At 42.3% G+C, this 26,296-nt stretch carries 19 protein-coding genes, 13 tRNA genes, 3 rRNA genes and 1 pseudogene; 34 read left to right on the forward strand and 2 right to left on the reverse strand.

What is annotated here, in order from left to right; all coding sequences use genetic code 11:
* Nucleotides 1–66: 66 nt before the first annotated feature.
* The 3 genes from ACFSN5_RS00395 to purB all read left to right on the forward strand — a co-directional run bounded on the left by ACFSN5_RS00395 (nucleotide 67) and on the right by purB (nucleotide 3,041).
* Complete coding sequence (locus tag ACFSN5_RS00395) at nucleotides 67–678, forward strand: CPBP family intramembrane glutamic endopeptidase (protein WP_165213166.1); 612 nt, start codon at nucleotides 67–69, stop codon at nucleotides 676–678.
* Nucleotides 679–830: 152 nt separating this feature from the next.
* Complete coding sequence (locus ACFSN5_RS00400; RefSeq protein WP_165213168.1) at nucleotides 831–1,502, forward strand: hypothetical protein; 672 nt, start codon at nucleotides 831–833, stop codon at nucleotides 1,500–1,502.
* 240 nt (nucleotides 1,503–1,742) lie between these two features.
* Nucleotides 1,743–3,041 carry an adenylosuccinate lyase gene (gene purB, locus ACFSN5_RS00405; protein ID WP_165213170.1) on the forward strand — a complete coding sequence of 433 codons (1,299 nt, stop codon included), beginning with the start codon at nucleotides 1,743–1,745 and terminating at the stop codon, nucleotides 3,039–3,041.
* A 95-nt stretch (nucleotides 3,042–3,136) separates the two neighbouring features.
* Here purB and ACFSN5_RS00410 read toward each other — a convergent pair whose 3' ends face one another.
* On the reverse strand, nucleotides 3,137–4,510 hold the full coding sequence (locus ACFSN5_RS00410; protein WP_165329547.1) for an NAD-dependent succinate-semialdehyde dehydrogenase: 1,374 nt from the start codon (nucleotides 4,508–4,510) through the stop codon (nucleotides 3,137–3,139).
* A 320-nt stretch (nucleotides 4,511–4,830) separates the two neighbouring features.
* Between ACFSN5_RS00410 and ACFSN5_RS00415 the strand changes: the two genes are divergently transcribed.
* The 19 genes from ACFSN5_RS00415 (at nucleotide 4,831) to rpsI (ending at nucleotide 13,193) form a co-directional block, all read left to right on the forward strand.
* Nucleotides 4,831–6,378, forward strand: a 16S ribosomal RNA gene (locus tag ACFSN5_RS00415).
* A gap of 202 nt (nucleotides 6,379–6,580) precedes the next feature.
* Nucleotides 6,581–6,653 (forward strand) — tRNA-Ala (locus ACFSN5_RS00420).
* Between the two features lie 278 nt (nucleotides 6,654–6,931).
* A 23S ribosomal RNA gene (locus ACFSN5_RS00425) occupies nucleotides 6,932–9,830 on the forward strand.
* A 190-nt stretch (nucleotides 9,831–10,020) separates the two neighbouring features.
* Nucleotides 10,021–10,136: ribosomal RNA gene (rrf, locus tag ACFSN5_RS00430) — 5S ribosomal RNA — on the forward strand.
* Together the 16S, 23S and 5S rRNA genes with 13 tRNA genes alongside form the textbook arrangement of a ribosomal RNA operon.
* 27 nt (nucleotides 10,137–10,163) lie before the next feature.
* Nucleotides 10,164–10,236, forward strand: a tRNA-Val gene (locus tag ACFSN5_RS00435).
* 5 nt (nucleotides 10,237–10,241) lie between these two features.
* Nucleotides 10,242–10,312 (forward strand) — tRNA-Gly (locus ACFSN5_RS00440).
* A 34-nt stretch (nucleotides 10,313–10,346) separates the two neighbouring features.
* Nucleotides 10,347–10,420, forward strand: a tRNA-Ile gene (locus tag ACFSN5_RS00445).
* 11 nt (nucleotides 10,421–10,431) lie between these two features.
* Nucleotides 10,432–10,503 (forward strand) — tRNA-Glu (locus ACFSN5_RS00450).
* Nucleotides 10,504–10,508: 5 nt separating this feature from the next.
* Nucleotides 10,509–10,598, forward strand: a tRNA-Ser gene (locus ACFSN5_RS00455).
* A gap of 10 nt (nucleotides 10,599–10,608) precedes the next feature.
* Nucleotides 10,609–10,682, forward strand: a tRNA-Met gene (locus ACFSN5_RS00460).
* A gap of 18 nt (nucleotides 10,683–10,700) precedes the next feature.
* Nucleotides 10,701–10,773: transfer RNA gene (locus ACFSN5_RS00465), tRNA-Phe, on the forward strand.
* A gap of 17 nt (nucleotides 10,774–10,790) precedes the next feature.
* Nucleotides 10,791–10,871: transfer RNA gene (locus tag ACFSN5_RS00470), tRNA-Tyr, on the forward strand.
* A 7-nt stretch (nucleotides 10,872–10,878) separates the two neighbouring features.
* Nucleotides 10,879–10,949 (forward strand) — tRNA-Trp (locus ACFSN5_RS00475).
* A gap of 6 nt (nucleotides 10,950–10,955) precedes the next feature.
* Nucleotides 10,956–11,028: transfer RNA gene (locus ACFSN5_RS00480), tRNA-His, on the forward strand.
* Between the two features lie 5 nt (nucleotides 11,029–11,033).
* Nucleotides 11,034–11,105, forward strand: a tRNA-Gln gene (locus ACFSN5_RS00485).
* 15 nt (nucleotides 11,106–11,120) lie between these two features.
* Nucleotides 11,121–11,204 (forward strand) — tRNA-Leu (locus ACFSN5_RS00490).
* Nucleotides 11,205–11,493: 289 nt separating this feature from the next.
* Nucleotides 11,494–12,120: a sigma-70 family RNA polymerase sigma factor gene (locus ACFSN5_RS00495; RefSeq protein ID WP_165212477.1), complete on the forward strand. Its 627-nt coding sequence runs from the start codon at nucleotides 11,494–11,496 to the stop codon at nucleotides 12,118–12,120.
* Nucleotides 12,121–12,334: 214 nt separating this feature from the next.
* Nucleotides 12,335–12,781 carry a 50S ribosomal protein L13 gene (rplM, locus tag ACFSN5_RS00500; RefSeq protein WP_165212475.1) on the forward strand — a complete coding sequence of 149 codons (447 nt, stop codon included), beginning with the start codon at nucleotides 12,335–12,337 and terminating at the stop codon, nucleotides 12,779–12,781.
* Nucleotides 12,782–12,800: 19 nt separating this feature from the next.
* Nucleotides 12,801–13,193 (forward strand): 30S ribosomal protein S9, encoded by a 393-nt coding sequence (gene rpsI, locus ACFSN5_RS00505; protein ID WP_165212473.1) that lies wholly within the window; start codon nucleotides 12,801–12,803, stop codon nucleotides 13,191–13,193.
* A 110-nt stretch (nucleotides 13,194–13,303) separates the two neighbouring features.
* Here rpsI and ACFSN5_RS00510 read toward each other — a convergent pair.
* A pseudogene (locus ACFSN5_RS00510) lies at nucleotides 13,304–13,582 on the reverse strand (tyrosine-type recombinase/integrase); the annotation flags it as partial.
* A gap of 105 nt (nucleotides 13,583–13,687) precedes the next feature.
* On the opposite strand from ACFSN5_RS00510, the gene ruvB reads away from it, so the two are divergent.
* The 12 genes from ruvB to rplC all read left to right on the forward strand — a co-directional run bounded on the left by ruvB (nucleotide 13,688) and on the right by rplC (nucleotide 26,287).
* A complete protein-coding gene (gene ruvB, locus ACFSN5_RS00515; protein ID WP_165329451.1) occupies nucleotides 13,688–14,686 on the forward strand; it encodes a Holliday junction branch migration DNA helicase RuvB in 999 nt (332 codons plus the stop codon).
* A 45-nt stretch (nucleotides 14,687–14,731) separates the two neighbouring features.
* Nucleotides 14,732–15,157, forward strand: coding sequence for a low molecular weight protein-tyrosine-phosphatase (locus ACFSN5_RS00520; RefSeq protein WP_165212469.1), 426 nt, complete (start codon nucleotides 14,732–14,734; stop codon nucleotides 15,155–15,157).
* Between the two features lie 10 nt (nucleotides 15,158–15,167).
* Nucleotides 15,168–15,566 (forward strand): MORN repeat-containing protein, encoded by a 399-nt coding sequence (locus tag ACFSN5_RS00525; RefSeq protein ID WP_165212467.1) that lies wholly within the window; start codon nucleotides 15,168–15,170, stop codon nucleotides 15,564–15,566.
* Nucleotides 15,563–17,344: an acyltransferase family protein gene (locus tag ACFSN5_RS00530; protein ID WP_165212465.1), complete on the forward strand. Its 1,782-nt coding sequence runs from the start codon at nucleotides 15,563–15,565 to the stop codon at nucleotides 17,342–17,344. The genes ACFSN5_RS00525 and ACFSN5_RS00530 overlap by 4 nt, the downstream gene beginning before the upstream one ends.
* 95 nt (nucleotides 17,345–17,439) lie before the next feature.
* Nucleotides 17,440–18,207 (forward strand): hypothetical protein, encoded by a 768-nt coding sequence (locus ACFSN5_RS00535; RefSeq protein WP_165212463.1) that lies wholly within the window; start codon nucleotides 17,440–17,442, stop codon nucleotides 18,205–18,207.
* Between the two features lie 578 nt (nucleotides 18,208–18,785).
* Nucleotides 18,786–19,532: a hypothetical protein gene (locus tag ACFSN5_RS00540; RefSeq protein ID WP_165212461.1), complete on the forward strand. Its 747-nt coding sequence runs from the start codon at nucleotides 18,786–18,788 to the stop codon at nucleotides 19,530–19,532.
* A 129-nt stretch (nucleotides 19,533–19,661) separates the two neighbouring features.
* Nucleotides 19,662–20,777: a hypothetical protein gene (locus ACFSN5_RS00545; RefSeq protein ID WP_165212459.1), complete on the forward strand. Its 1,116-nt coding sequence runs from the start codon at nucleotides 19,662–19,664 to the stop codon at nucleotides 20,775–20,777.
* A 420-nt stretch (nucleotides 20,778–21,197) separates the two neighbouring features.
* On the forward strand, nucleotides 21,198–22,682 hold the full coding sequence (thrC, locus tag ACFSN5_RS00550) for a threonine synthase (RefSeq protein ID WP_165212457.1): 1,485 nt from the start codon (nucleotides 21,198–21,200) through the stop codon (nucleotides 22,680–22,682).
* A gap of 30 nt (nucleotides 22,683–22,712) precedes the next feature.
* A complete protein-coding gene (locus ACFSN5_RS00555) occupies nucleotides 22,713–23,996 on the forward strand; it encodes an MATE family efflux transporter (RefSeq protein WP_165212455.1) in 1,284 nt (427 codons plus the stop codon).
* 134 nt (nucleotides 23,997–24,130) lie between these two features.
* Complete coding sequence (locus ACFSN5_RS00560; protein ID WP_165212453.1) at nucleotides 24,131–24,919, forward strand: acetoin reductase; 789 nt, start codon at nucleotides 24,131–24,133, stop codon at nucleotides 24,917–24,919.
* Between the two features lie 325 nt (nucleotides 24,920–25,244).
* On the forward strand, nucleotides 25,245–25,553 hold the full coding sequence (gene rpsJ, locus ACFSN5_RS00565) for a 30S ribosomal protein S10 (protein WP_002959404.1): 309 nt from the start codon (nucleotides 25,245–25,247) through the stop codon (nucleotides 25,551–25,553).
* A gap of 107 nt (nucleotides 25,554–25,660) precedes the next feature.
* Nucleotides 25,661–26,287: a 50S ribosomal protein L3 gene (gene rplC, locus ACFSN5_RS00570; RefSeq protein ID WP_165329450.1), complete on the forward strand. Its 627-nt coding sequence runs from the start codon at nucleotides 25,661–25,663 to the stop codon at nucleotides 26,285–26,287.
* Nucleotides 26,288–26,296: the final 9 nt, after the last annotated feature.

A 26,296-nucleotide genomic window follows, 5' to 3' on the forward strand; every position in this document is an offset into this window, starting at 1 on the left:
AAGAGACCTGTGACCATTTTGACAGCGGATGTTAAGGTGGTAGGATAGGTATCAGGAGGTTAACACATGGAACTATTCATTTCAAAAGTCATCAGCAGCTTTTTAGAAATAGTATTATTTGCTATCATTCCATTTATTTATTGGTTTGCTATAGAAAGAAAACACTCTCCTTTTCTAGACTGGCTAGGCTTTAAAAAAGTCAGCAAACATGATTTTAAACAAGTCTTTGTGCCTTCGCTAGTGATGACAGTATTATTTTCACTCATTTCTCTCTTTATTTTATTCCGCTTAAAGGGAGTATCAACGGCGACAACCATTTTCCGAGGCGGTGGTTTCAAGGTTTTGCCTGCTATTCTCATTTATGGACTATTTAATACCGCTTTGCCAGAAGAATTGTTCTTCAGAGGATTTTTATTGAAGCGTCTGATGCAAAAGCTGACCTTTCCTTTGGCTAATACCATCCAGTCCTTGTTTTTTGCTTTGATACATGGTTTCATGTTTTTAAAGGTGCTGGATATTGGTTCCACAATGATGGTTACAGTGTTTACGTTTGCTATTGCTTATGGAATGGGCTATATCAACGAAAACAAGGCTCAAGGTTCCATTATTCCAAGTTGGATTATTCATGCGGCAGCTAATATTTTTTCAGGCATATGTGCTGCGTTTATGCTAATTTAGTAGCAAGTTAGTCGTAGAAATATTGTTCAATAAAATGAGTTTGTTGTGGTGAACACAATTGCAAAATGGGGCATGTGACGGTGTTTAGTGATGAGCCAGATGAAGTGAGGGAGTTTGGAGAGAGGATTGATTTCTAGAAAGGGGTATTTCAAATGAAGAAGTTGTTGTTAGATGCTTTTTTAACAAATAAAGAAAAACTAGGTAAGGTATCTAGTTGGGCAGTTTGGGAAAATAGGTCGTTAGGAGATTATGACTCAGCTGTTAATACTTTAAATGAAATAGATTCCCAGTCCAGTCTAGATAGTTTAAATTTGAACCCTAATATAGTAATTCTTGCTTTAAATTTTGCAGATAGAACAGAAGATGATTTGGATAGTTATGTTATGAATTTTCAAAGCTTTCACGAGCATGTTGAAGGGGTTCAAAAGAATGATGACAAGTTAAAAGCTATCTGTGTTGATAATAATTTTTTAGGAGCCTATTTAACGGATTTAGTAAAATATGATGAAGATGGGAAACCAAGAGGGTATCGAAATAGTAATTCTCAAGAAGTTGGCAAGAAATTAAGAAAAGATAGTAACTATGAATCAGTTCAAATCAACAATTTAATTCAAGAATTACTAGAACTTGGTGTTAAAAATCCATTGATTATTTCATTAGGTGATGAAGTTAAAAAATCTATACAAAGAAATAAGCAATTGTTACAGAGTGAGTTGGGTCCAGATACAAATTTTAAGTTTATATACCATTATTCGTATCGACATAAAGGTAATCATGATATAGAAGTGTATAAGCAAACTGTGAGGAAACAACTGATGAGATAGATTTCTATTATATAAACTGTTTCATAAAAATATAACTGAGTGAATTTCAAATAGCAGAATTGCTCTTTCGGCTATTATAAAAAGTAGAGCAGTAAAAAATGAAAGGAGATGGGCACCAGAATTGTCAAACTGAACCCGAGCGGAAAGCTCGGAATTTAGATAAACCGCCTCGGACGTGAGCGTCCATCGTTGGTTTTCTAAAATTCAGTCACTTTCTTGTTGCCCTTGGTATCTTAAATTATGCTAACACGTTATTCACGCCCTGAGATGGCGAATATTTGGAGTGAAGAGAACAAGTACCGTGCTTGGTTGGAGGTGGAAATCCTTGCCGACGAAGCTTGGGCTGAGTTAGGTGAGATTCCTAAGGAAGATGTGGCCAAGATTCGTGAGAAGGCGGATTTTGATATCGACCGCATTTTGGAGATTGAGCAGGAAACCCGCCACGATGTAGTGGCTTTTACCCGTGCGGTGTCTGAGACTCTGGGTGAGGAGCGTAAGTGGGTGCACTTTGGCTTGACCTCGACAGACGTAGTGGACACGGCTTACGGCTACCTTTACAAGCAGGCTAATGCCATTATTCGCAAGGATTTGGACAATTTTCTGGCTATCATTGCTGATAAGGCTAAGGAACACAAATTTACCATCATGATGGGCCGCACTCATGGTGTCCATGCGGAGCCAACGACCTTCGGGCTTAAGCTTGCGACTTGGTATAGCGAAATGAAGCGTAATATCGAGCGTTTTGAGCATGCTGCCGCTGGCGTAGAAGCTGGGAAAATCTCCGGTGCCGTTGGGAACTTTGCCAACATTCCGCCATTTGTGGAAAAATATGTCTGTGATAAATTGGGTATCCGTGCTCAGGAAATTTCAACCCAAGTGCTGCCGCGTGACCTGCATGCAGAATACTTCGCAGTGCTTGCCAGTATCGCGACCTCAATCGAGCGCATGGCGACGGAAATTCGCGGTCTGCAAAAGTCTGAACAGCGCGAAGTGGAAGAGTTCTTTGCCAAGGGTCAAAAAGGAAGCTCTGCTATGCCTCACAAACGTAATCCAATCGGCTCAGAAAATATGACTGGCCTCGCGCGTGTGATCCGCGGTCACATGGTGACGGCCTATGAAAATGTGTCTCTCTGGCACGAACGTGATATTTCTCATTCATCGGCTGAGCGCATTATCGCGCCAGATACGACTATTCTGATCGACTACATGCTCAACCGTTTTGGCAATATCGTCAAGAACCTGACGGTCTTCCCAGAAAACATGAAGCGCAACATGGGCTCTACTTTCGGTCTGATTTTCAGTCAGCGTGCTATGTTGGCCTTGATCGAAAAAGGTATGACCCGTGAAGAGGCTTACGACCTTGTCCAGCCTAAGACTGCGCAGTCTTGGGACAAGCAAGTAGACTTCAAACCGCTGCTGGAAGCAGACCCAGAAGTGACTTCCCGCCTGAGCCAAGAAGAAATCGACGAAATCTTCAATCCAGCCTATTATACCAAGCGTGTGGATGAGATTTTCAAACGTATCGGTCTAGAAGATTGATCATAGAAGAAAGCAAAAGAGAGATTGGATTTTCAATCTCTCTTTTAATAGCTGTTTGATATCAAGACAATTGACCTATTAAGGATAATGACATCTTATTTCTTTGGGGTATAAATGAGGTGTTCATTAGTGAAGGTATCGAAACCAAGCTCACTTAGTTCACGACCATAACCAGAATTTTTAATACCACCAAATGGCAGTTCAGGCAGAGAAGCCCAACCGGAATTGATAAAGGACATACCAGTTTCGACCTTAGCAGCAACGCTTTCTGCATGTTCAGGACTGCTGGAGAAGATCGTACCACCGAGACCATAGCTGGAATCATTGGCTAAAGCAATCGCTTCCTCTTCGGTAGCTACCTTGTAGACCGAGGCAACAGGACCAAAAATTTCTTGATTATAGATAGGGTTTTCTTTAGTGATATTTGTTAAAATGGTCGGCATAACAAAGTAGCCGGGGTGATCAATTGGCTGATTACCAAAGGCAACCTTAGCGCCATTATCAACGGCTAGTTTAATTTGACCCAAGACTTCTTCCTTGGCAGAAGCTGATGACAGAGGAGCCAGTGTCGTGTCTGCTTGCATCGGGTCACCCCACTTAGCTGTTTTGAAAGCTTCAACGAGCATGTTCACGAATTTATCATAATCTTTTTCTAAAACGATGAAGCGTTTAGATGAGGTACAAACTTGACCGGCATTGTAAAGGCGGACATCAGGCAAGAGAGCCTTGAGGTCATCCCAGTTAGCATCGTCTAATATGATAAAGGCATCATTACCTCCCAATTCCATAGAAGATTTCTTCAAGTTCTTCCCAGCTTCGGCAGCGATGGAAGCGCCTCCCCGTTCGGAACCAGTCAAGCAAACCCCAGTCACCCGAGGATCAGCGATAATATCGGAAACTTGTGAATAGCTAGCAAAGAGATTCTTGAAAGAGCCTTTAGGAGCGCCTGCCTCATTAACTAAGTCTTCAAAAGCTTGACCAGAACTTGGGCAAATAGACGCGTGTTTGAGCACTATGGTGTTTCCTACCATAAAGTTAGGGGCAAAGACCCGCATGACTTGATAGAAAGGAAAGTTCCAAGGTTCAACGGCTAAAAGTACCCCAGTAGCTTGCTTAATATAGTAGGCATCACCAGTATCGGTTTCCAGAGGCTGTGGTTTTAAGAATTCTTCCGCTTTGTCAGCGTAATAGTCAGCAATAGCTGCACACAGATCCACTTCACCTTGGGCTTCAGCAAAGAGTTTACCCATGTCTTTGGTCATAATTTCGGCGTACTTATCGCGGTCACGTCGCAAAAGGTCAGCCACCTTATGCAAGATAACCTTGCGTTCTTGTAGCTGATCGTTTTCGCGCCAAGTCTTATAGAGGGCATGCCCCGCAGCTAGAGCATCTTCTATGTCTTGGTCGGTGACATTGTTGTAGGATTTTAATACCTCATCAGTGTAGGGGTAGGTGGTTTTATAAGCCATGATGATTCCTCCTTTTATGATATATATTCATTATATCACCTAAGAAACCGTTTTCAAGAATTTGCTATAAAAGAACTCAAGAGAGCAAATCCTAAGAGCAAAAGGCTTCAGTCTTGCAATATTTTATAATACATAAAAAAATTAATCTAAAGGTATTGACAAAGGAGGAGGTGTTTGCTAGAATAAGGGAGCTGTCCTCGAGAGAGGGGCAAGACCTTTGAGAACTGAATAGAGACGAACCAAGACGTGCGGGTTACGAGAGTAACCTGTCAAAGGACAATAAGTCAGCGATGACACAAGTGAGTTAAGCGCTCAAACTATTAGATGAGAGTTTGATCCTGGCTCAGGACGAACGCTGGCGGCGTGCCTAATACATGCAAGTAGAACGCTGAGTACTGGAGCTTGCTCTAGTACGAGGAGTTGCGAACGGGTGAGTAACGCGTAGGTAACCTGCCTGTTAGCGGGGGATAACTATTGGAAACGATAGCTAATACCGCATAATAGTGACTAACTCATGTTAGTGATTTGAAAGGTGCAAGAGCACCACTAACAGATGGACCTGCGTTGTATTAGCTAGTAGGTGAGGTAAGGGCTCACCTAGGCGACGATACATAGCCGACCTGAGAGGGTGAACGGCCACACTGGGACTGAGACACGGCCCAGACTCCTACGGGAGGCAGCAGTAGGGAATCTTCGGCAATGGGGGGAACCCTGACCGAGCAACGCCGCGTGAGTGAAGAAGGTTTTCGGATCGTAAAGCTCTGTTGTAAGAGAAGAACGATGTGTAGAGTGGAAAGTTACACAAGTGACGGTATCTTACCAGAAAGGGACGGCTAACTACGTGCCAGCAGCCGCGGTAATACGTAGGTCCCGAGCGTTGTCCGGATTTATTGGGCGTAAAGCGAGCGCAGGCGGTTTAGTAAGTCTGAAGTTAAAGGCAGTGGCTCAACCATTGTTTGCTTTGGAAACTGTTGAACTTGAGTGCAGAAGGGGAGAGTGGAATTCCATGTGTAGCGGTGAAATGCGTAGATATATGGAGGAACACCGGTGGCGAAAGCGGCTCTCTGGTCTGTAACTGACGCTGAGGCTCGAAAGCGTGGGTAGCGAACAGGATTAGATACCCTGGTAGTCCACGCCGTAAACGCTGAGTGCTAGGTGTTAGGCCCTTTCCGGGGCTTAGTGCCGGAGCTAACGCATTAAGCACTCCGCCTGGGGAGTACGACCGCAAGGTTGAAACTCAAAGGAATTGACGGGGGCCCGCACAAGCGGTGGAGCATGTGGTTTAATTCGAAGCAACGCGAAGAACCTTACCAGGTCTTGACATCCCGATGCCATCCCTAGAGATAGGGAGTTACTTCGGTACATCGGTGACAGGTGGTGCATGGTTGTCGTCAGCTCGTGTCGTGAGATGTTGGGTTAAGTCCCGCAACGAGCGCAACCCTTATTGTTAGTTGCCATCATTAAGTTGGGCACTCTAGCGAGACTGCCGGTAATAAACCGGAGGAAGGTGGGGATGACGTCAAATCATCATGCCCCTTATGACCTGGGCTACACACGTGCTACAATGGTTGGTACAACGAGTCGCAAGCCGGTGACGGCAAGCTAATCTCTGAAAGCCAATCTCAGTTCGGATTGGAGGCTGCAACTCGCCTCCATGAAGTCGGAATCGCTAGTAATCGCGGATCAGCACGCCGCGGTGAATACGTTCCCGGGCCTTGTACACACCGCCCGTCACACCACGAGAGTTTGTAACACCCAAAGTCGGTGAGGTAACCTTCGGGAGCCAGCCGCCTAAGGTGGGACGGATGATTGGGGTGAAGTCGTAACAAGGTAGCCGTATCGGAAGGTGCGGCTGGATCACCTCCTTTCTAAGGAAAAACTAAGTAACGGAGGGCGTTTAAAAGCGACTTGATTTTAGGAAACCAAGGCAGTATGCTTGCATACAAGGTGGTTTATCTAAATCACAAGCTTTTAGCCCGAGTACAATTTAGCCGATAAGGTTAAAGGTACCCTTATTTAGCTACGGAAGCACGTTTTAGGGCGTCTCTATTTAGTTTTCAGAGGTTTTGTGGGGCCTTAGCTCAGCTGGGAGAGCGCCTGCTTTGCACGCAGGAGGTCAGCGGTTCGATCCCGCTAGGCTCCATAGGATACGAGAGATGATTCGCTTTAGCGAAAACTTGTATTCTAAGCTAAATAAGATATTGTTCAAGAAATTGAACACGACCTCATTTTTTAGGAAAAAAGATAAATCTCCTTGTGTGCAAGTCACACAGCGTTGATTTCCTATTTTTCTACAAAAATGCCCAACAAGTTGGGACGGTCTTAGTATCTTAGACTTGTCCATTGAAAATTGAATATCTATCAAATAGTAACAAGAAAATAAACCGAAACGCTGTAAATATTTAATGAGTTTTTTAATAAGGTTAAGTTAATAAGGGCGCACGGTGGATGCCTTGGCACTAGGAGCCGATGAAGGACGTGATTAACGACGAAATGCTTTGGGGAGCTGTAAGTAAGCTGAGATCCAGAGATATCCGAATGGGGGAACCCGGCAACTACAGGTTGTCATCCATATCTGTTAAGGATATGAGAAGGAAGACGCAGTGAACTGAAACATCTCAGTAGCTGCAGGAAGAGAAAGCAAGAGCGATTGCCTGAGTAGCGGCGAGCGAAAGGGCAGGAGGGCAAACCAGGATGTTTACATTCTGGGGTTGTAGGACTGTGAAGAGTGATCAAACGTCATAAAAGAACGACTTGGGAAAGTCGGCCAAAGAGAGTAAAAGCCTCGTATTTGAAATGATGGAAGACGCTAACAGGATCCTGAGTACGGCGAGACACGAGAAATCTCGTCGGAAACTGGGAGGCCCATCTCCCAACCCTAAATACTCCCTAGTGACCGATAGTGAACCAGTACCGTGAGGGAAAGGTGAAAAGCACCCCGGAAGGGGAGTGAAAGAGAACCTGAAACCGTGTGCTTACAAGAAGTTCGAGCCCGTTAATGGGTGAGAGCGTGCCTTTTGTAGAATGAACCGGCGAGTTACGTTATTGTGCGAGGTTAAGTTGAAGAGACGGAGCCGTAGGGAAACCGAGTCTGAAGAGGGCGGATAAGTACAATGACGTAGACCCGAAACCAGGTGACCTACCCATGAGCAGGGTGAAGGTGAGGTAAGACTCACTGGAGGCCCGAACCAGAGTACGTTGAAAAGTGCTTGGATGACTTGTGGGTAGCGGAGAAATTCCAAACGAACTTGGAGATAGCTGGTTCTCTCCGAAATAGCTTTAGGGCTAGCGTCGACAATAAGAATCTTGGAGGTAGAGCACTGTTTGGGTGAGGGGTCCATCCCGGATTACCAATCTCAGATAAACTCCGAATGCCAACGATTTATGGTCGGCAGTCAGACTGCGAGTGCTAAGATCCGTAGTCGAAAGGGAAACAGCCCAGACCACCAGCTAAGGTCCCCAAATAATTGTTAAGTGGAAAAGGATGTGGGGTTGCACAGACAACTAGGATGTTAGCTTAGAAGCAGCTATTCATTCAAAGAGTGCGTAATAGCTCACTAGTCGAGTGACCCTGCGCCGAAAATGTACCGGGGCTAAAACAATTTACCGAAGCTGTGGATCCTTTAGGGATGGTAGGAGAGCGTTCTATGTGTGGAGAAGGTATACCGTGAGGAGTGCTGGAGTGCATAGAAGTGAGAATGCCGGTATGAGTAGCGCAAGACAGGTGAGAATCCTGTCCACCGTAAGACTAAGGTTTCCAGGGGAAGGCTCGTCCGCCCTGGGTTAGTCGGGACCTAAGGAGAGACCGACAGGTGTATCCGATGGGCAACAGGTTGATAGTCCTGTACTAGAGTATAGAGTGAAGGAGGGACGCAGAAGGCTAACTCAACCAGACGACTGGAAGTGTCTGGCCAAGCAGTGAGGTGTGGACTGAGTCAAATGCTTAGTCCTGTAACATTGAGCTGTGATGGGGAGCGAAGTTTAGTAGCGAAGTGAGTGATGTCAGGCTGCCAAGAAAAGCTTCTAGCGTTAATGTATACTCTACCCGTACCGCAAACCGACACAGGTAGTCGAGGCGAGTAGCCTCAGGTGATCGAGCGAACTCTCGTTAAGGAACTCGGCAAAATGGCCCCGTAACTTCGGGAGAAGGGGCGCTCAGCTAGACTGAGCCGCAGTGAAAAGGCCCAAGCAACTGTTTATCAAAAACACAGCTCTCTGCGAAATCGAAAGATGAAGTATAGGGGGTGACGCCTGCCCGGTGCTGGAAGGTTAAGAGGAGGGTTTAGCGTTAAGCGAAGATCTGAATTGAAGCCCCAGTAAACGGCGGCCGTAACTATAACGGTCCTAAGGTAGCGAAATTCCTTGTCGGGTAAGTTCCGACCCGCACGAAAGGCGTAATGATTTGGGCACTGTCTCAACGAGAGACTCGGTGAAATTTTAGTACCTGTGAAGATGCAGGTTACCCGCGACAGGACGGAAAGACCCCATGGAGCTTTACTGCAGTTTGATATTGAGTATCTGTACCACATGTACAGGATAGGTAGGAGCCATAGAGATCGGGACGCTAGTTTCGAAGGAGGCGCTGTTGGGATACTACCCTTGTGTTATGGCTACTCTAACCCGCTAGGCTAAGCGTCTAGGGAGACAGTGTCTGACGGGCAGTTTGACTGGGGCGGTCGCCTCCTAAAAGGTAACGGAGGCGCCCAAAGGTTCCCTCAGATTGGTTGGAAATCAATCGCAGAGTGTAAAGGTATAAGGGAGCTTGACTGCGAGAGCGACAACTCGAGCAGGGACGAAAGTCGGGCTTAGTGATCCGGTGGTTCCGCATGGAAGGGCCATCGCTCAACGGATAAAAGCTACCCTGGGGATAACAGGCTTATCTCCCCCAAGAGTTCACATCGACGGGGAGGTTTGGCACCTCGATGTCGGCTCGTCGCATCCTGGGGCTGTAGTCGGTCCCAAGGGTTGGGCTGTTCGCCCATTAAAGCGGCACGCGAGCTGGGTTCAGAACGTCGTGAGACAGTTCGGTCCCTATCCGTCGCGGGCGAAGGAAATTTGAGAGGCTCTGCTCCTAGTACGAGAGGACCAGAGTGGACATACCGCTGGTGTACCAGTTGTTCTGCCAAGAGCATCGCTGGGTAGCTATGTATGGAAGGGATAAACGCTGAAAGCATCTAAGTGTGAAGCCTCCCTCAAGATGAGATTTCCCATGATTATATATCAGTAAGAGCCCTGAGAGAAGATCAGGTAGATAGGTTGGGAGTGGAAGTAGTGTAAGCTATGAAGCGGACCAATACTAATCGCTCGAGGACTTATCCTAAAGAAGGTATTGACAGCGCGAGGTAAGGCTTGATACAATAGATAGGTATTCAATTTTGAATTGGCAAAATAAGTAATGAGAACGTGAAGAAAAGCGTATGATTTTAGGAAATCACCGCAGAAGTCTAAGGACTTCAAGAGGATTTATCTAAATCACTAGCTTTTAAGTTCGAATACAATTCAATTCATAGTTAAGTGACGCTAGCCTAGGAGAGACACCTGTATCCATGCCGAACACAGCAGTTAAGCCCTAGCACGCCTGAAGTAATTGGGGGTTGCCCCCTGTGAGATAAGGGAGTCGCTTAGCGCATAGGAATCTAAGAAGGTTCCATTAGGGAGTTTAGCTCAGCTGGGAGAGCATCTGCCTTACAAGCAGAGGGTCAGCGGTTCGATCCCGTTAACTCCCATTTTAGCGGGTGTAGTTTAGTGGTAAAACTACAGCCTTCCAAGCTGTTGTCGCGAGTTCGATTCTCGTCACCCGCTTTATAATGAAAATTATAAACCAAACAAAAAGTTTGGGCGCATAGCTCAGCTGGTTAGAGCGCACGCCTGATAAGCGTGAGGTCGGTGGTTCGAGTCCACTTGTGCCCATTAGCAACAAAGGTCCGTTGGTCAAGGGGTTAAGACACCGCCTTTTCACGGCGGTAACACGGGTTCGAATCCCGTACGGACTATTGTTGGAGGATTACCCAAGTCCGGCTGAAGGGAACGGTCTTGAAAACCGTCAGGTGTGTAACAGCACGCGTGGGTTCGAATCCCACATCCTCCTTTAATAATATCGCGGGATGGAGCAGTTAGGTAGCTCGTCGGGCTCATAACCCGAAGGTCGTAGGTTCAAATCCTGCTCCCGCAATACCTTATAGGTAGGAAAGGCTCGGTAGCTCAGTTGGTAGAGCAATGGATTGAAGCTCCATGTGTCGGCGGTTCGATTCCGTCTCGCGCCATTATTTAATATTATTAAGGAAGGGTAGCGAAGAGGCTAAACGCGGCGGACTGTAAATCCGCTCCTTCGGGTTCGGGGGTTCGAATCCCTCCCCTTCCATTTGTTTACGGGCATAGTTTAAAGGTAGAACTAAGGTCTCCAAAACCTTCAGTGTGGGTTCAATTCCTACTGCCCGTGTTTATGGCGAATGTGGTGAAGTGGTTAACACACCAGATTGTGGCTCTGGCATGCGTGGGTTCGATCCCCATCATTCGCCTATCTTGGGGTATAGCCAAGCGGTAAGGCAAGGGACTTTGACTCCCTCATGCGTTGGTTCGAATCCAGCTACCCCAGTTTAGATATATACTAGCCGGCGTGGCGGAATTGGCAGACGCGCTGGACTCAAAATCCAGTGTCCTCACGGACGTGCCGGTTCGACCCCGGCCGCCGGTATATTGTTAGAAGAATCTCAATTGAGATTCTTTTTATTTTTTCACTTAGTCTCAGATTGTCTCATCTTTAAGAGAGTTTTACTCTCTTTTTATTTTTTCTTAAATTTTTTCTTATTTTTATATTTTTTTACGAATAAGTAGATATAAGGTTGCTGTGGGAGTGTGCCTTATTTAATGGAGTCTGTACATTCTATTTGTTATCCAATTTCTTTCATAGTGACATTGATGTCGCTATTGTATTTTTGAATTTCTTATTATAATGATGCAAAAGAAATTGAAGGAGATTTTGTATGGATAAAGAAAAATTGAAAGAAATTTTTGACAAACTTTCTGGTCTGCCACCTGAAGAGGAAGAAAAATTTGACATAGTGGCAGTAAAAGAGATTGTTGCAGCTGGTTTATTATTCTGTTTGAAAGAGGTATTGGATATGGATGATTCTTCGTTTGTTAGTGCGTTTGGGCAAGTTGAAAAAACTGTTAATAAGTTGGCAAGGGATTATTATATTAAATTGTGGACTTATGATGATTGGAGGCAAGAAGCGCGGATTATCCTTTATCAATTACTAGAAAGGTTCCCAGCACTTGCAAATGATGAAGAAAAGCTGAGGGCTTATTTTAAAACCAAGTTTAGAAGTTATGTTTTGGATAATATTCGTAAGCAAGAGAGTCAGAAGCGGGCTTTTGATAAAATGATTTATGAAGAAATTTCTGAATTGGGCCATATGATTCCTTCTCAGCAGATGGACCCTGCTGATTACTGCGCTTTGAAAGACAAATTAGCAGAGCTTAAACATAAATTGTGTCCCGAGGATTATGCAAAGATTTTATTGCTAATGAGAGGTCATTCATTTAAAGGCAAAAGGGCTTTTATAAAAGATATTAAAGTTGAATTTGAAGATTTTGACAATGATGATTAAAAGAAATATTCATCACCTTGCCTACCGATAGACCAGGATAACTTAGAAAAAATTTAGTAGAAAGTAAAGGAAAACTACTTGACTTAGCTGTTTGGAATTGATAAGATAGTAGCTGGTATTGTTTACCCCATTTCAGAAGCCCCGGAAAGCTTTAGAAATAATCAGTGGACCGGAACATCCACTTTGTAAACAAAAACGATCTATAGGAGAAATCATGAATAAAACGACATACATGGCTAAGCCAGGTGAAGTTGAACGTAAATGGTACGTTGTTGATGCTACTGATGTCCCACTTGGGCGTCTTTCTGCAGTAGTTGCTAGCGTACTTCGTGGTAAGAACAAACCAACCTTTACCCCACATACAGATACAGGTGATTTTGTCATTGTTATCAATGCTGAAAAAGTTAAATTGACTGGTAAAAAAGCAACTGATAAAATTTATTATACTCATTCGATGTATCCAGGTGGGTTAAAGCAAATCTCTGCTGGTGAGTTGCGTTCTAAGAATGCCGTTCGCTTGATTGAAAAATCAGTTAAAGGTATGCTTCCGCATAATACTCTTGGACGTGCACAAGGTATGAAGTTAAAAGTTTTCACAGGTAGCGAACATACTCATGCTGCACAACAACCAGAAGTTCTTGACATTTCAGGTCTTATCTAAGAGGAAAGGAGCATAATTAATGGCACAAGCACAATATGCAGGTACTGGTCGTCGTAAAAACGCTGTTGCACGCGTTCGTTTGGTTCCAGGTACTGGTAAAATTACTGTTAATGACAAAGATGTAGAAGAATACATTCCACACGCTGATCTTCGTCTCGTTATTAACCAACCATTTGCAGTTACATCAACTGTTGGTTCATACGATGTTTTTGTTAATGTTGTTGGTGGTGGTTATGCAGGTCAATCAGGTGCAATCCGTCATGGTATTGCACGTGCATTGCTGCAAGTAGATCCAGATTTCCGCGATTCATTGAAACGTGCTGGACTTCTTACTCGTGATGCCCGTATGGTTGAACGTAAAAAACCAGGTCTTAAGAAAGCACGTAAAGCTAGTCAGTTCTCAAAACGTTAAGAACGGCTTTATATTACAGTATTTACAACACTTCATGGTTCACACTGTGGGGTGTTTTTTGGTAATTTTTTAGCAAAATTCACACCACTTTTCACACCAAAGTCACACCATTACTTTTTAAGATTGCGATAGGCAATTTCGCCAACAGCCATTGGTATGACATTTGAAGTATTGATATAGGTTTTGGTCGTGAGGGTATCGCTATGCGTCAGAGCCTCGGAAATGGCTTCTAGTGATGTTCCAGATTGTTTAGTAAGAGTTGCCCCAGTATGTCGTAATTTGTGTGGTGTAGCGTGTGTCAGGCTCTTATGACGGCGTTCGACTGACTTCATCTTGTTATTGAGATAATCAGCGTGTAGAGGGCTGTTGACATTTCCCTTAGTATTAATTTAGGTTGGAGTAGGTGATTTTATAAAAATTTCTATCAAAAAATGTGATAAAAATCTTTAGGTCTCCACTATTTTAGAGCTTACCTTTTGTGATATAATGGTAACATGACTAGAATTTTAGATGATGGAATGATGGAGAGTGAGGAACAGGTCGAGCGAACGCTACGGCCTCAAACTTTTAAGGAATATATTGGGCAGGATAAGGTTAAAGATCAATTGGCCATATTTATCGAGGCAGCTAAGCTTCGGAATGAAGCCTTGGATCATGTCTTACTCTTCGGCCCTCCTGGTCTTGGAAAGACAACTATGGCTTTTGTGATTGCCAATGAGTTGGGGGTCAATCTCAAGCAAACCTCTGGCCCAGCTATTGAAAAAGCTGGGGACTTGGTTGCTATTCTCAATGACTTAGAACCAGGTGATGTTCTGTTTATTGATGAAATTCACAGAATGCCCATGGCTATTGAAGAAGTTCTCTACAGCGCTATGGAAGATTTTTACATTGATATCATGATTGGGACTGGTGAGTCAAGTAGAAGTGTTCATCTGGACTTACCTCCTTTTACGCTTATTGGAGCAACGACTCGCGCAGGTATGCTTTCAAATCCTTTGAGGGCTCGTTTTGGCATCAATGGTCATATGGAGTACTATAAAGAAGCTGATTTGACGGAAATTGTTGAACGGACAGCTGAGATTTTTGAGGCTGAGATTACTCATGAAGCGGCTCTTGAATTGGCCAAACGTAGCCGGGGAACTCCTCGGATCGCCAACCGACTTCTAAAGCGGGTACGGGACTATGCTCAAATTGTTGGAGATGGTCTCATTGATGCTCAAATTGCTGACAAGGCTTTGACTATGCTGGATGTTGACCAAGAAGGTTTGGATTATATCGATCAGAAAATCCTTCGAACGATGATTGAAATGTATGGAGGTGGCCCGGTTGGTCTTGGGACCTTGGCTATCAATATTGCTGAAGAGCGGGAGACAGTTGAGGATATGTATGAGCCCTATCTGATTCAAAAAGGCTTTATTATGCGGACACGTTCGGGCCGGATGGCGACTGCTAAGGCTTACGAACATTTAGGTATTGAGCAGAAAATTAATTAGGTTTTGCTGTCTTTGAATTTGCGGTCCCTATGATATAATAACGCTATGAAAAAAGTATGTTTTGTTTGTCTTGGAAATATCTGCCGAAGTCCCATGGCGGAATTTATCATGAAGTCAATGGCTGATCCTGTTGAAATTTATGTTGAGAGCCGTGCAACTTCTTCTTGGGAGCATGGGAATCCGATTCATCGGGGGACTCAGGCTATCTTTAAGCAATATGGTGTGCCTTATAGTAAAAATAAAACTTCTCAGCAAATTTCTCAGGTAGATATAGAAACTTTTGATTTTGTTATTGGGATGGATCAACAAAATGTTAAAGATTTGCGAGCCCTGTTTCCGCAAGCACCAGCTTCTAAAATCCAACTTTTCATTGAAGGTGGTGTGCCAGATCCGTGGTTTACAGGAAATTTTGAAGAGACTTACCAGTTAGTAAAGGCTGGCTGTCGATCTTGGATGGAAAAATTAAATTAATGAGTGTCTAATGGAAAAGAAAATAAAAGATTTTTTGAGTCAGCTGACTAGAGAACGTTTGGAAATAGCTGCTGCTATTGTTATCCTTTTGTGTGCCCTCTCTATTTTGAAAATGCCTTTTGGTTCTCATCAGACTTTAAAGTTTGATAAGAACAAGATTGTCTATGTCGGTCGTGTTAAAAATAATAAGATGAATGGCGAAGGTAAGCTAACTTATAAAAACGGGGATCAGTACGAAGGAGATTTCGTCAATGGACAGTTTGAAGGTCAGGGGACTTTTAAGGCTAAAAGTGGCTGGACTTATAAAGGCGAATTTAGTAAAGGTCAGGCTAATGGTAAGGGAACCCTGACGACAGCTGATGGGAAGAAATACAGTGGAAGGTTTAAGCAAGGAATTTATCAAAAATGAGGATTAAGTGGTTTTCTTTTGTCAGGGTAACAGGACTTTTCTTGGTTCTGGTCTACCACTTTTTTAGGAAAGCATTGCCTGGCGGTTTTATCGGGGTTGATGTCTTTTTTGCCTTCTCAGGATTCTTAATTACAGCTCTCTTGATTGATGAGTATCATCGCAAACAAAGTATTGACTTGTTAGGATTTCTTAAGCGGCGTTTCTACCGGATTGTTCCACCAGTGGTGATTATGATTTTGGTTACCATGCCCTTTACCCTCTTAGTCAGAAATGATTTTATCGCCAGTATCGGTAAGCAAATTGTTGCGGCTTTTGGTTTTATGACCAATTGGTATGAGATTTTTATCGGAAGTAACTATGAAAATCAGTTCACCCCCCATCTCTTTCTTCATACTTGGAGTTTGGCAGTTGAAGTACATTTCTACATCTTTTGGGGTGTCCTTATCTGGTGGCTATCAAAGCGGAAACTCTCACAGGGGAACTTCCGTGGAGCTATCTTTTTGGCTTCGACTGGTCTCTTTTTGCTAGGTTACTTGACCATGTTTATCGGTAGTTTCCTTACCGATGTTTCTTTTAATTATTTTTCAACTTTTAGTCACAGTTTTCCTTTCTATCTGGGTGCCATTTATGCCACTATGTCGGGAGTAACAGATACGACTAAGCGTTTCCGAAAAAATGTAGAACGCTGGCCCTTACAGCGTATCTTGCTGCAATTTATTGGTAGTTTTGTCTTGCTTCTTTTACTTGGTTTTGTCTTAAATTATGAAGGAAAATTGACCTACCTCTTTGGTTTTGCTCTGGCAAGTCTCTTTGCCTGCCTCATGATTTATGCGGCGAGAGCCCTGCATGATAAAATTCCTGATGTGGATGAACCTCTGGTTATTACCTTCTTTTCGGATGTCAGTTATGGTATTTATCTTTTTCACTGGCCTTTTTACATCATCTTCTCCCAATTGCTGCCAAATTGGTTGGCAAGTTTGTTAACCTTTGTCCTTTCGACAGTGTTCGCGGCTCTTTCTTTCTATGTTATTGAGCCAATGATTGCAGGTAAAGAGCCTAAAATGTTGGGGATCAAGCTCAATATCACTACTCCTTATGAAAAATGGATTAAGGGAGTGGCAGGTGTTTTGGCTGTAGCCAGTTTATTAATCACTTTTATGGCTCCAAAATTAGGAGAATTTGAATCAGGAGTCTTAGTAGATTCACTTACCCAAGCAGACACTGGAATGAATTTAACCAATCAGCGGACAGCTGGTGATGCCAATGCTATGAATAATGTTTTGATTATTGGTGATTCGGTGACTCTGCGTTCTCAGGATACTTTTACTAGTAAGATGCCTAATGCTTTACTAGACGCTTCAGTCAGTCGGAGTTTTGATGCAGCTTATGAAACTTTTAAAACGAATATTGATTCTAATACTTTGCCAGAGACAGTAGTCTTAGCGGTTGGTGTTAATTCACCAGATAATTATCAGGATGATATTCAGCAATTTTTAGATGCTTTACCAGACGGTCATCGTCTAGTTTTGGTGACGCCTTATGATTCCCAAGAAGATACTAAGATGTCTGCTATACGTGATTATGAGCTCCAGCTAGCTAAGGATAATGAGTATATTAGTGTAGCAGATTGGTACCAAACTGCTCAGGATAATCCGGATATTTGGGGAGGAACTGATGGTGTCCACTATTCCCAATCAACTAACGGAGCAGACCTTTATGTACAAACGATTCAGGATGCTGTAGCTGATGCTGCTAGAAAACCAGCCAAGGGTCAGTAACAAGAATATTACATTTAAAAAACATAAGGAATTATCGTTGACAGTAGCCAGCTTAGATGATAAGCTGGCTTTTAGCACGAATAATAGGAGTGAACATGTCAGAAGAATTTAATCAAGAATTTGTACAGGAGCAAAGTTTTAGTCGAAGAGGTTCCCGAACGCAGTCCCACAAAAAAACTAAGAAAAAGTCAAAGGGAAGGAAGATCTTTTGGACACTCTTCCTTATTCTAATTTTAGTGGGAGCTGGTGGGGCTGTTTATCGTTATTTGTCTGGTGATATTGATGGGCACTATCGGGCAGTAACCCTAGAAGAAGAATCAAAAAACTCTGTTAAGAGCAGTGAAGATATTAGTGGCTCTGAAACAAAGATTGATGTGAGTCAGTATGTTGATTTTAAGGTGAAGGTTAAGGTTCAAAATGACAAAGCTGTAGCAACAGAGACTATCAGTTTTGACCGAAAAGAAGCTTATAACCAATATAAGAATATGTTGGAAGCCGACATCCAAAAGCACCCAGGGATTAGTCTGGATGATTTGCAACAGTATGGTACAGTTACGACTGAAGAGGATTTTATCAAGCAGTTCAACGAACAGACATCAGCTCTAGCTAAGCAATCTGGCTTTACTTTTAATGAAGAAGCTGGTACAGCGACTGCTACTATTTTTGAAGGTAAGGTCAACCGCTGGACTCATAGCATTGATATTACAAAATACTATGACAAGGGTGGCTTGGTAGCCAGCGATGATAAGCAAGGAACTAATGCTTTGGATATTTTTAAAAAAGGTGAATCACTAGCCTTTAAGAAAACATCAACTGGTATTAATTTGGAAGCTGACAAGGATATTCAGTTGAGAAAAGATTAGGTTAAGAGAGTGGGACTCAATCAGTAAACCGTGATAAAATCACGATTTTGATTTTCTTTGCTCTCTTGTTTTAAGGCTCAGGTCTCTGCCACTTTCCTATTTTTAGATGACAAGTTTTGGCAGTCTATCCCTAGACTACCAAAGTCCACTTGAGCATTTCAATCCCATCTCCACATAGTTGATATTGGTCTTCTCAAACAGTCTCTCAGATTGCTTGACCTTTCTCTTGCGTGGTAGTTAATTAGTTCAGTGGACTGTTTAAGGTAAACGCTATTAAGAAGCGTCCAGTTACAGAAAGCCAATCAGCAGTGGTTCATTGATGCTAAAGCACCTAGAACTGTGTAGGGGTAAGACTTCTTGGCATAGCCAACAAGTTTTACTCCCAACCACTGCGTCAATCTAGTTAAATCTATAATAATGTTAATGAGTCTGGACTTTTGTTCCAGACTTTTCTTTGTGGTTTGAAGTTAGTAAGGCTGTGACTGGGATAGGCTGTATATTGATTTTTGATATTTTTATTGACAGTAGCAAGAAGAAATGCTAAAATTTAACTTAAATAAAACTAAAAGGAGACTGTCATGTCACAAGAAATAAATCAAAGTCCAATGCCAGGAATGGCTCCGGGGCAGGTACCGATGCAAGCGAAAAAGAGCATGAATGCCAAACTGATCGTTATCATTATTGTGTCAGTTCTAGCTGCTATTGCTCTGATTGCAGGTGGGAGTTCAGCCTGGTGGTATATATCTGGTAATATTGATGGAAACTATCATGCAGCGTCTCTAGAAAAAGAATTCCAAAAGGAAATTGAAGAAAAGAATACAGATAGTGATATTGATTACAGCAAAATCTTTACGGATATGGATGTTGATATTAAGGTTAAAGATAACCAAGCTGTGGCTAGTGTTATTTATAAAGTTGATACAGATGAAGCTTACAAGGTTTATCAAGAAACTATTGAAAGTCAATTGGCTGGCTTCTCAAGTGAACAAAAACAGTTTGTGAAATCTCAAATGCCATCAAAAGAAGCTGTTATTAGTGACTTCAACGAGACGATAGAGGAATCTGCTGAGGAAGATGGTCTAACCTACAACTCAGATACTGGGGTTGTATCAGGAATAATCTTTAAGGGGAAGGTTAATCGTTGGTCACGGAAAATCGAAGTCACAAATTATAATAGTAAATTACAGACTAGTGATGATGATGGTACTTTCAAAGATTTAAAGGGGATCAAAAAAGGTTCGACAACTTCTTATAAGAAAACAAGCACAGGTATTACTTTAACAGATAGTGGCGATAGTGATACACTTAAGCTTGAAAAGAAATAAAATGGCTTGAAAACTAACCTATTTGGGTTGGTTTTTTCGTATGTTTAAGCAAATTTTCTTTCCAATGTGATTGACAGTTTTAGTAAAGCATGGTAGGATTAACTTAAAATAATCTGAACAGGAGCTTTTATGTCAACAGAAGAATTTAGCGAGTATTCAGAGGATGCTCAATCAGAGTCTCTCAATAGTCAAGTAAATCTGCAGTCAGAATTATCAACAGAAGAGAATCAGGAAAATCAGGTTAGTCAACCTAATTTTGATCAACCCCTTCCTCATCAAGGAGTGGTTCCCCCAAATACGATGGCTGGCTCACCGCAGATGCCTCAGGGGCCAGCTAACGATCGGGTTCAAAATCCTCAATATTCCCCAAATTTTGTCAATAATCAAGTTCAAACCCCTCAGACTCAGTCTCAAGAGCCGTTTGTTCAACCCCAACCAGTTTCGCCTCAGGCAGTCAATAATATTCCGGTAGGGAATCCTGTTGGAACAGCGCCGGTTTATCAGAATCCTAACATGATGAGTAACTCTGCAGCTCCTAATGGTGTTCCTGTTCAAGGTGCTTATGTTGTGGCTCCTCAAGCCAAATCTGGTCGGACTAAACGAATTGTTTGGAGTATTGTCGGGGGTGTTGCTGCTATTATTTTACTTGTCGGTGGCATCTTCTTGTATCGCCAACTATCAGGAAATGTTGATGGGACCTATCAAGTTAAAAGTATGCAGAAGGACTTAGAAGAGGAGCTGAAAGATGCTGATTTTGACAAGGGAACTATTAGCTACTCCAGTTTTACTGATAATGCCAAGGTTGAAACAATTATTAAGGACGATAAGGTCAAGGCAACTGTTAGCTATGATGTGAATTATGATGACTTTTATGATGAAGTAAAATCTAACTTTAGTTCCTATTATTCTGAATATAAGGATGATTTCTCAAATGATGAATGGAACTACCTGATGAACAGTTTGATTAAGAAATCTAATCTAGATCAAAAAGGGTTTGAGAAAACCTTTTCTAGTGAAGTGGAAAATGAGGGCTTAGATTATGATTCTGATAAAGGACAAGCATCGGGTACTTTATTTGAGGGGAAGGTTGATCGTGTTAGCGGTAAAATTGAAATAACCAAGGTCAATTCAGATAGTGAACTGACTAGCTTTGGAAAAGGTGAGAAGGTATCTTATAAAAAGACTTCATCTGGCTTGACTTTAACGGATGCTAAAGGGCACACTGTCAGTTTAAATCTTGAATAAGGCTGAGAGTTTAGGCTATTTAAGCCCTGTCTTACTTGCTTGGCTAAATTCTTGAGCAGTTTAGATGTTTTAGAGAACTGGAATTGGTGTGAGAAAATCATTTAAACCCAACAGAGCTTAGTATTAGCTAGGTTCTGTTTTTTGATAGCCTTTTTAAGGCTTGAGTCTTCTATAAAAAGGGTGACAACAGCCTGTGGCTTTGGGAATTAACAAATTGAACATTTTATCGTTTAAGCCTAGAATGACTGCCAAATATTCTGACAATTATGTTATAATGTTTCAAAGACTATTGACCAAGGCTAAGTTGTCGAGAAACTTGCTTGGGAAAAGCAGCTAATTGTGTTCAAAATCTTAGAAATTAATTGGGCCAGTGGCCAGTAAGTATTGTAAATTTTCATCTTTTTAGAATAGGAAAAAATTATGACCTTAATTTATCAATCAACTAGAGATGCTCAAAATCAGGTGACAGCTAGTCAGGCGATTTTGCACGGTTTGGCGAGTGATGGGGGGCTTTTTACTCCTGTGGACTTGCCTGAGGTTGAGCTTGATTTTAATCAGTTAAAAGACTCATCTTACCAAGAAGTGGCGAAATTAGTGCTATCGGCTTTTTTGGATGATTTTACGGAAGCTGAGTTAGATGCTTGCATTACAAGAGCTTATGACAGTAAGTTCGATACGCCAAAGATTGCTCCTCTGGTGAAATTGGGAAATCAGTATAATTTGGAGCTTTTTCATGGCTCAACCATCGCCTTTAAAGATATGGCTTTATCAATCCTACCTCACCTCTTAACAACATCGGCTAAGAAGCAAGGGGTTGATAATAAAATTGTCATCCTTACAGCGACTTCTGGTGATACAGGTAAGGCAGCTATGGCTGGTTTTGCGGATGTACCCGGAACAGAAATTATCGTCTTTTATCCTAAAGGCGGTGTCAGTAAGATTCAAGAATTACAGATGACTACGCAAAAGGGTTCTAATACTCATGTAGTTGCGATTGAAGGCAACTTTGATGATGCTCAAACTGATGTTAAGCGGATGTTTAACGATGAGGAATTGGGGCAAAGACTGCTAGATAAGAAGATGCAGCTATCTTCTGCGAATTCTATGAATATTGGTCGTTTAGTACCGCAAATTGTTTACTATGTCTATGCTTATGCTCAATTAGTTAAGGCAGGGGATGTCCAAAATGGTGAAAAAATCAATGTGACAGTACCAACCGGAAACTTTGGTAACATTCTAGCGGCCTATTATGCGAGAGAAATTGGAGTTCCGATTGCTAAGTTGATTTGTGCTTCAAATGAAAACAAGGTTTTAACAGACTTTTTCGCGACCAAGGTTTATGATAAAAAACGAGATTTTAAGGTAACCTCTAGTCCCTCTATGGACATTCTGGTGTCGTCTAATCTGGAACGTTTAATCTTCCACCTCTTAGGAAATGATGCTGTTAAAACCAGGGCTTTGATGGAACGTCTAGTAGAAAAAGGTGAGTACCAATTAGAGCCAGTCCGCCCTGAGGTCTTAGACTTCTTTGAGGCTGGTTTTGCTACAGAAGAAGAAACTTCTGCCGAAATTAAACGGGTTTATGATATGTCTGCTTACATCGAAGATCCTCATACGGCAGTCGCTTCTGCAGTTTACCATGCCTATAAGGAAAAATCTGGTGATAAAACTCCGGTTGTCATTGCTTCGACGGCCAGTCCTTATAAATTTCCGCGCGTGGCTGTGTCGGCTGTCACTGGTCAAGATGCTGGAGATGACTTCAAGGCGGTAGAAGAACTGCATCGTTTATCAGGTATAGCGGTGCCCAAGGCAGTTGACGGTTTAGAAACTGCTGAAGTTCGTCACAAGACAGTCGTTGCAACAGCTAATATGCAGAAGGCTGTTGAAGATTACTTAGGAGTTTAGAAAAAGCCACATGGCTTTTTTATTTATCAAATGAATTATCGAAAAAATATTATGAATTTAGCCCTACCAGCTATGGTAGAGAATTTCCTTCAGATGCTGATGGGGGTTGTTGATAACTACTTAGTGGCTCAAGTTGGGATTGTCGCCGTCTCGGGAGTATCGGTTGCTAATAATATCTTAGCCATCTATCAGGCAGTCTTGATTGCTCTAGGTAGTGCGGTTGCTAGTCTAATGGCTAAAAATTTAGGAGCTAAGGAGCCAATATTGGCTCGGCGAAATAGTTGGGATGCTCTCTTGTTGACCTTGGTTTTGACGGTCCTCTTGGGACTTTTTTCAATCTTTGCTGGTTCTAGTCTCTTAAGTTTATTGGGAACACAAAGAAATGTAACTCAGGCAGGCGGAACTTATTTGGCTATTGTTGGCGGGGGAGTGCTATTTCTAGGATTGATGACGGTTTTGGGGAATATCTTGCGAGCCCAAGGACGCCCTAAGGTTTCTATGTATGTTAGCCTTTTTTCCAATCTCCTAAATGCTTTGCTTTCTTCTCTTGCTATTTTTGTCTGTCATTGGGGGATATCAGGTGTAGCTTTTTCGACGGTTTTGTCGCGTTTGATTGGAACTCTGCTGCTTTGGTCCTCAGCTAAATTAGATGTGCGAGAGTTCAGGGAAAGTCGCCTTTGGAATAAGGCTTTGCTGAATTTGGTTCTACCTGCTTCAGGAGAAAGGTTAATGATGCGGGCAGGAGATGTGATTATTGTCAGCTTGATTGTTGGTCTGGGAACTAAGGCTGTTGCAGGTAATGCTATTGGGGAGACTTTAACCCAATTTAATTATATGCCAGGTATGGGAGTGGCCACAGCAACAGTTATTTTAGTTGCCCATAGCTTAGGTCAAAAGGACTATCGGGCTTTAAGACAGATTGTTCGTGAAACCTATTGGCTAGCAGCTTTCTTGATGTCAATTGTTGGCGGCCTGATCTTTCTTCTAGGGAATCATCTGTCAGGTCTTTTTACGAGTGACGTCAGTGTCATAGCCTACAGTGGAATTGTCATCTTTTATTCCTTTATTGGGGGGGTAATCACAGCTGGGACACTGATTTATACAGCAGTCTGGCAGGGACTGGGGAGAGCTAACCTTCCTTTCTATGCCACTAGCTTTGGTATGTGGATCATTAGAATCGGTCTTGGATACCTATTGGTGGTCGTATTGGGTTATGGTTTGTCAGCAGTTTGGCTGGCTACTCTGGCTGATAATGCCTTTCGATTTACCTTTCTCTATTTATGTTATAAAAACGTAAAATTTTTGAAGAATTAAATTACATGAAGAGAGACTTCAACTATTGACAGCGCTTTCTGTAATGTATAAAATGTTGCTGTAATGGTTGTTGGACAGGAGCTGGGGAAGCCTTCAGCTTGAGTTTAGTTTTAAAAAGCGAAAGGAGTACCATTATGGCAAACGAAAATCGTGTTGCAGTTGTCACAGGTGGAGGTCGAGGGATTGGTAAGGGCATTGTTAGTCAACTTTGCCAAGACGGATTTGCAGTTATTGTTGCAGATTTGAATGAGGCAACTGCCAAGGCTACAGTTGATGAATTGACCTCTAAAGGCTATAAGGCGAGTTTTGTTGTAGGGGATGTTTCCAAAAAAGAAGATCATTCTAAGTTTGTTGAAAAGGCAGTGGCAGAGTTCGGTCGATTAGATGTTTATGTCAACAATGCTGGAATTGCCCAAATTAAGACTCTTCAAGAAGAAACAGCAGAAGATTTTGATAAGATTTTTAAAATCAATGTTTTTGGTACTCTTTTTGGAATACAGGTTGCAACAGAGCAATTCCGTAAACAAAATGATGGGGAAAAAATTCGTAAGATTATCAATGCTTCGAGTATCGCCGGTCATGTTGCTTTCGATCTCTTAGGAGCATACTCATCAACCAAATTTGCTGTTCGTGGTTTAACACAAGCAGCTGCAAAAGAGCTGGGACAGGAGCATATAACGGTTAATGCCTACTGTCCAGGGATTGTTGGGACAGATATGTGGGATCTGATTGATGAAAAGATGGTTGAACTTAAAGGAGGACAAAAAGGTCAATACTTGGAGCAATATTCTAAGATGATTACCATGGGTCGTGTGCAAAAGCCAGCTGATGTTGCTAACTATGTTTCTTATTTAGCATCGCCTAAATCTGACTATATGACTGGTCAAGCCGTTCAAATTGATGGTGGTATTCAATTCATCTAAAGCTATTACTAACATTAACTATAATCTTTAAGGAGTCCTAGTGAAGGGCTCTTTTGTTTTTGTAAAGAATAAGGTATAGTAAACAACATTGATCAAAAATAGATTGTATATAATGATAATGGATTTCCCCCTGAAAATTTCAAAAAAATGAAGCAAAACCCCTTGTCAAGCCTTGGTATTTCTGCTATTATATTATGGTGCTGTAATTTACAGCCTTAGCTATGATGCAAGAGGTTGCGACACGCTCGGCTGCATTGCCACGCAGCGACCTGTCGGTTTTCTTGAGGAGCTAGCCTATTATCGTAAATAGACGAGAGGAGAAAAGATGGCAAATAAAAAAATCCGTATTCGCTTGAAAGCGTACGAACACCGCACATTGGATACTGCGGCAGAAAAAATCGTAGAAACTGCAACCCGTACGGGTGCATCAGTTGCTGGTCCGATCCCATTGCCAACCGAACGCAGTTTGTACACTGTTATTCGCGCGACTCATAAATATAAAGATTCTCGTGAACAATTTGAAATGCGTACTCACAAACGTTTGATTGACATTGTGAATCCAACGCAAAAAACTGTTGACGCTTTGATGAAGTTGGATCTTCCAAGCGGTGTTAATGTTGAAATCAAACTCTAATTTGATTTTATCTGGAGCATAAAAAACGCTCGTTAAAAACTTTTTTGAGCACGAAAAACGCTCATAAAAAACTTTTTAAAAAATTAAAGTAAAGGAAATATTTTCTCATGACAAAAGGAATCTTAGGGAAAAAAGTGGGAATGACTCAAATCTTCACTGAATCTGGTGAATTTATCCCTGTTACTGTCATCGAAGTAACACCAAATGTTGTGCTTCAAGTGAAAACTGTTGAAACAGATGGTTATGAAGCAGTTCAAGTTGGTTTTGATGACAAACGTGAAGTGTTGAGCAACAAACCTGCCAAAGGCCATGTAGCGAAAGCTAACACAGCTCCTAAGCGCTTCATTCGTGAATTCAAAAACATTGAAGGCTTGGAAGTTGGTTCAGAATTAACAGTTGAACAATTCGAAGCTGGAGATGTTGTTGATGTAACTGGTACAACTAAAGGTAAAGGTTTCCAAGGTGCTATCAAGCGTCACGGGCAATCACGTGGTCCTATGGCACACGGTTCTCGTTATCATCGCCGTCCTGGTTCAATGGGTCCTGTTGCTCCTAACCGTGTTTTCAAGAACAAACACTTGGCTGGACGTATGGGTGGTAACCGTGTAACCATTCAAAACCTTGAAGTTGCACAAGTTATCCCAGAGAAAAACGTTATCTTGATTAAAGGTAACGTCCCAGGTGCTAAGAAATCTCTTATCACTATCAAGACAGCAGTAAAGGCTGCTAAATAATAAGAAAGG

Origin of the sequence: Streptococcus tangpeifui (genome assembly GCF_044503215.1) — a bacterium.
GTDB classification, from domain to species: Bacteria; Bacillota; Bacilli; order Lactobacillales; family Streptococcaceae; genus Streptococcus; species Streptococcus tangpeifui.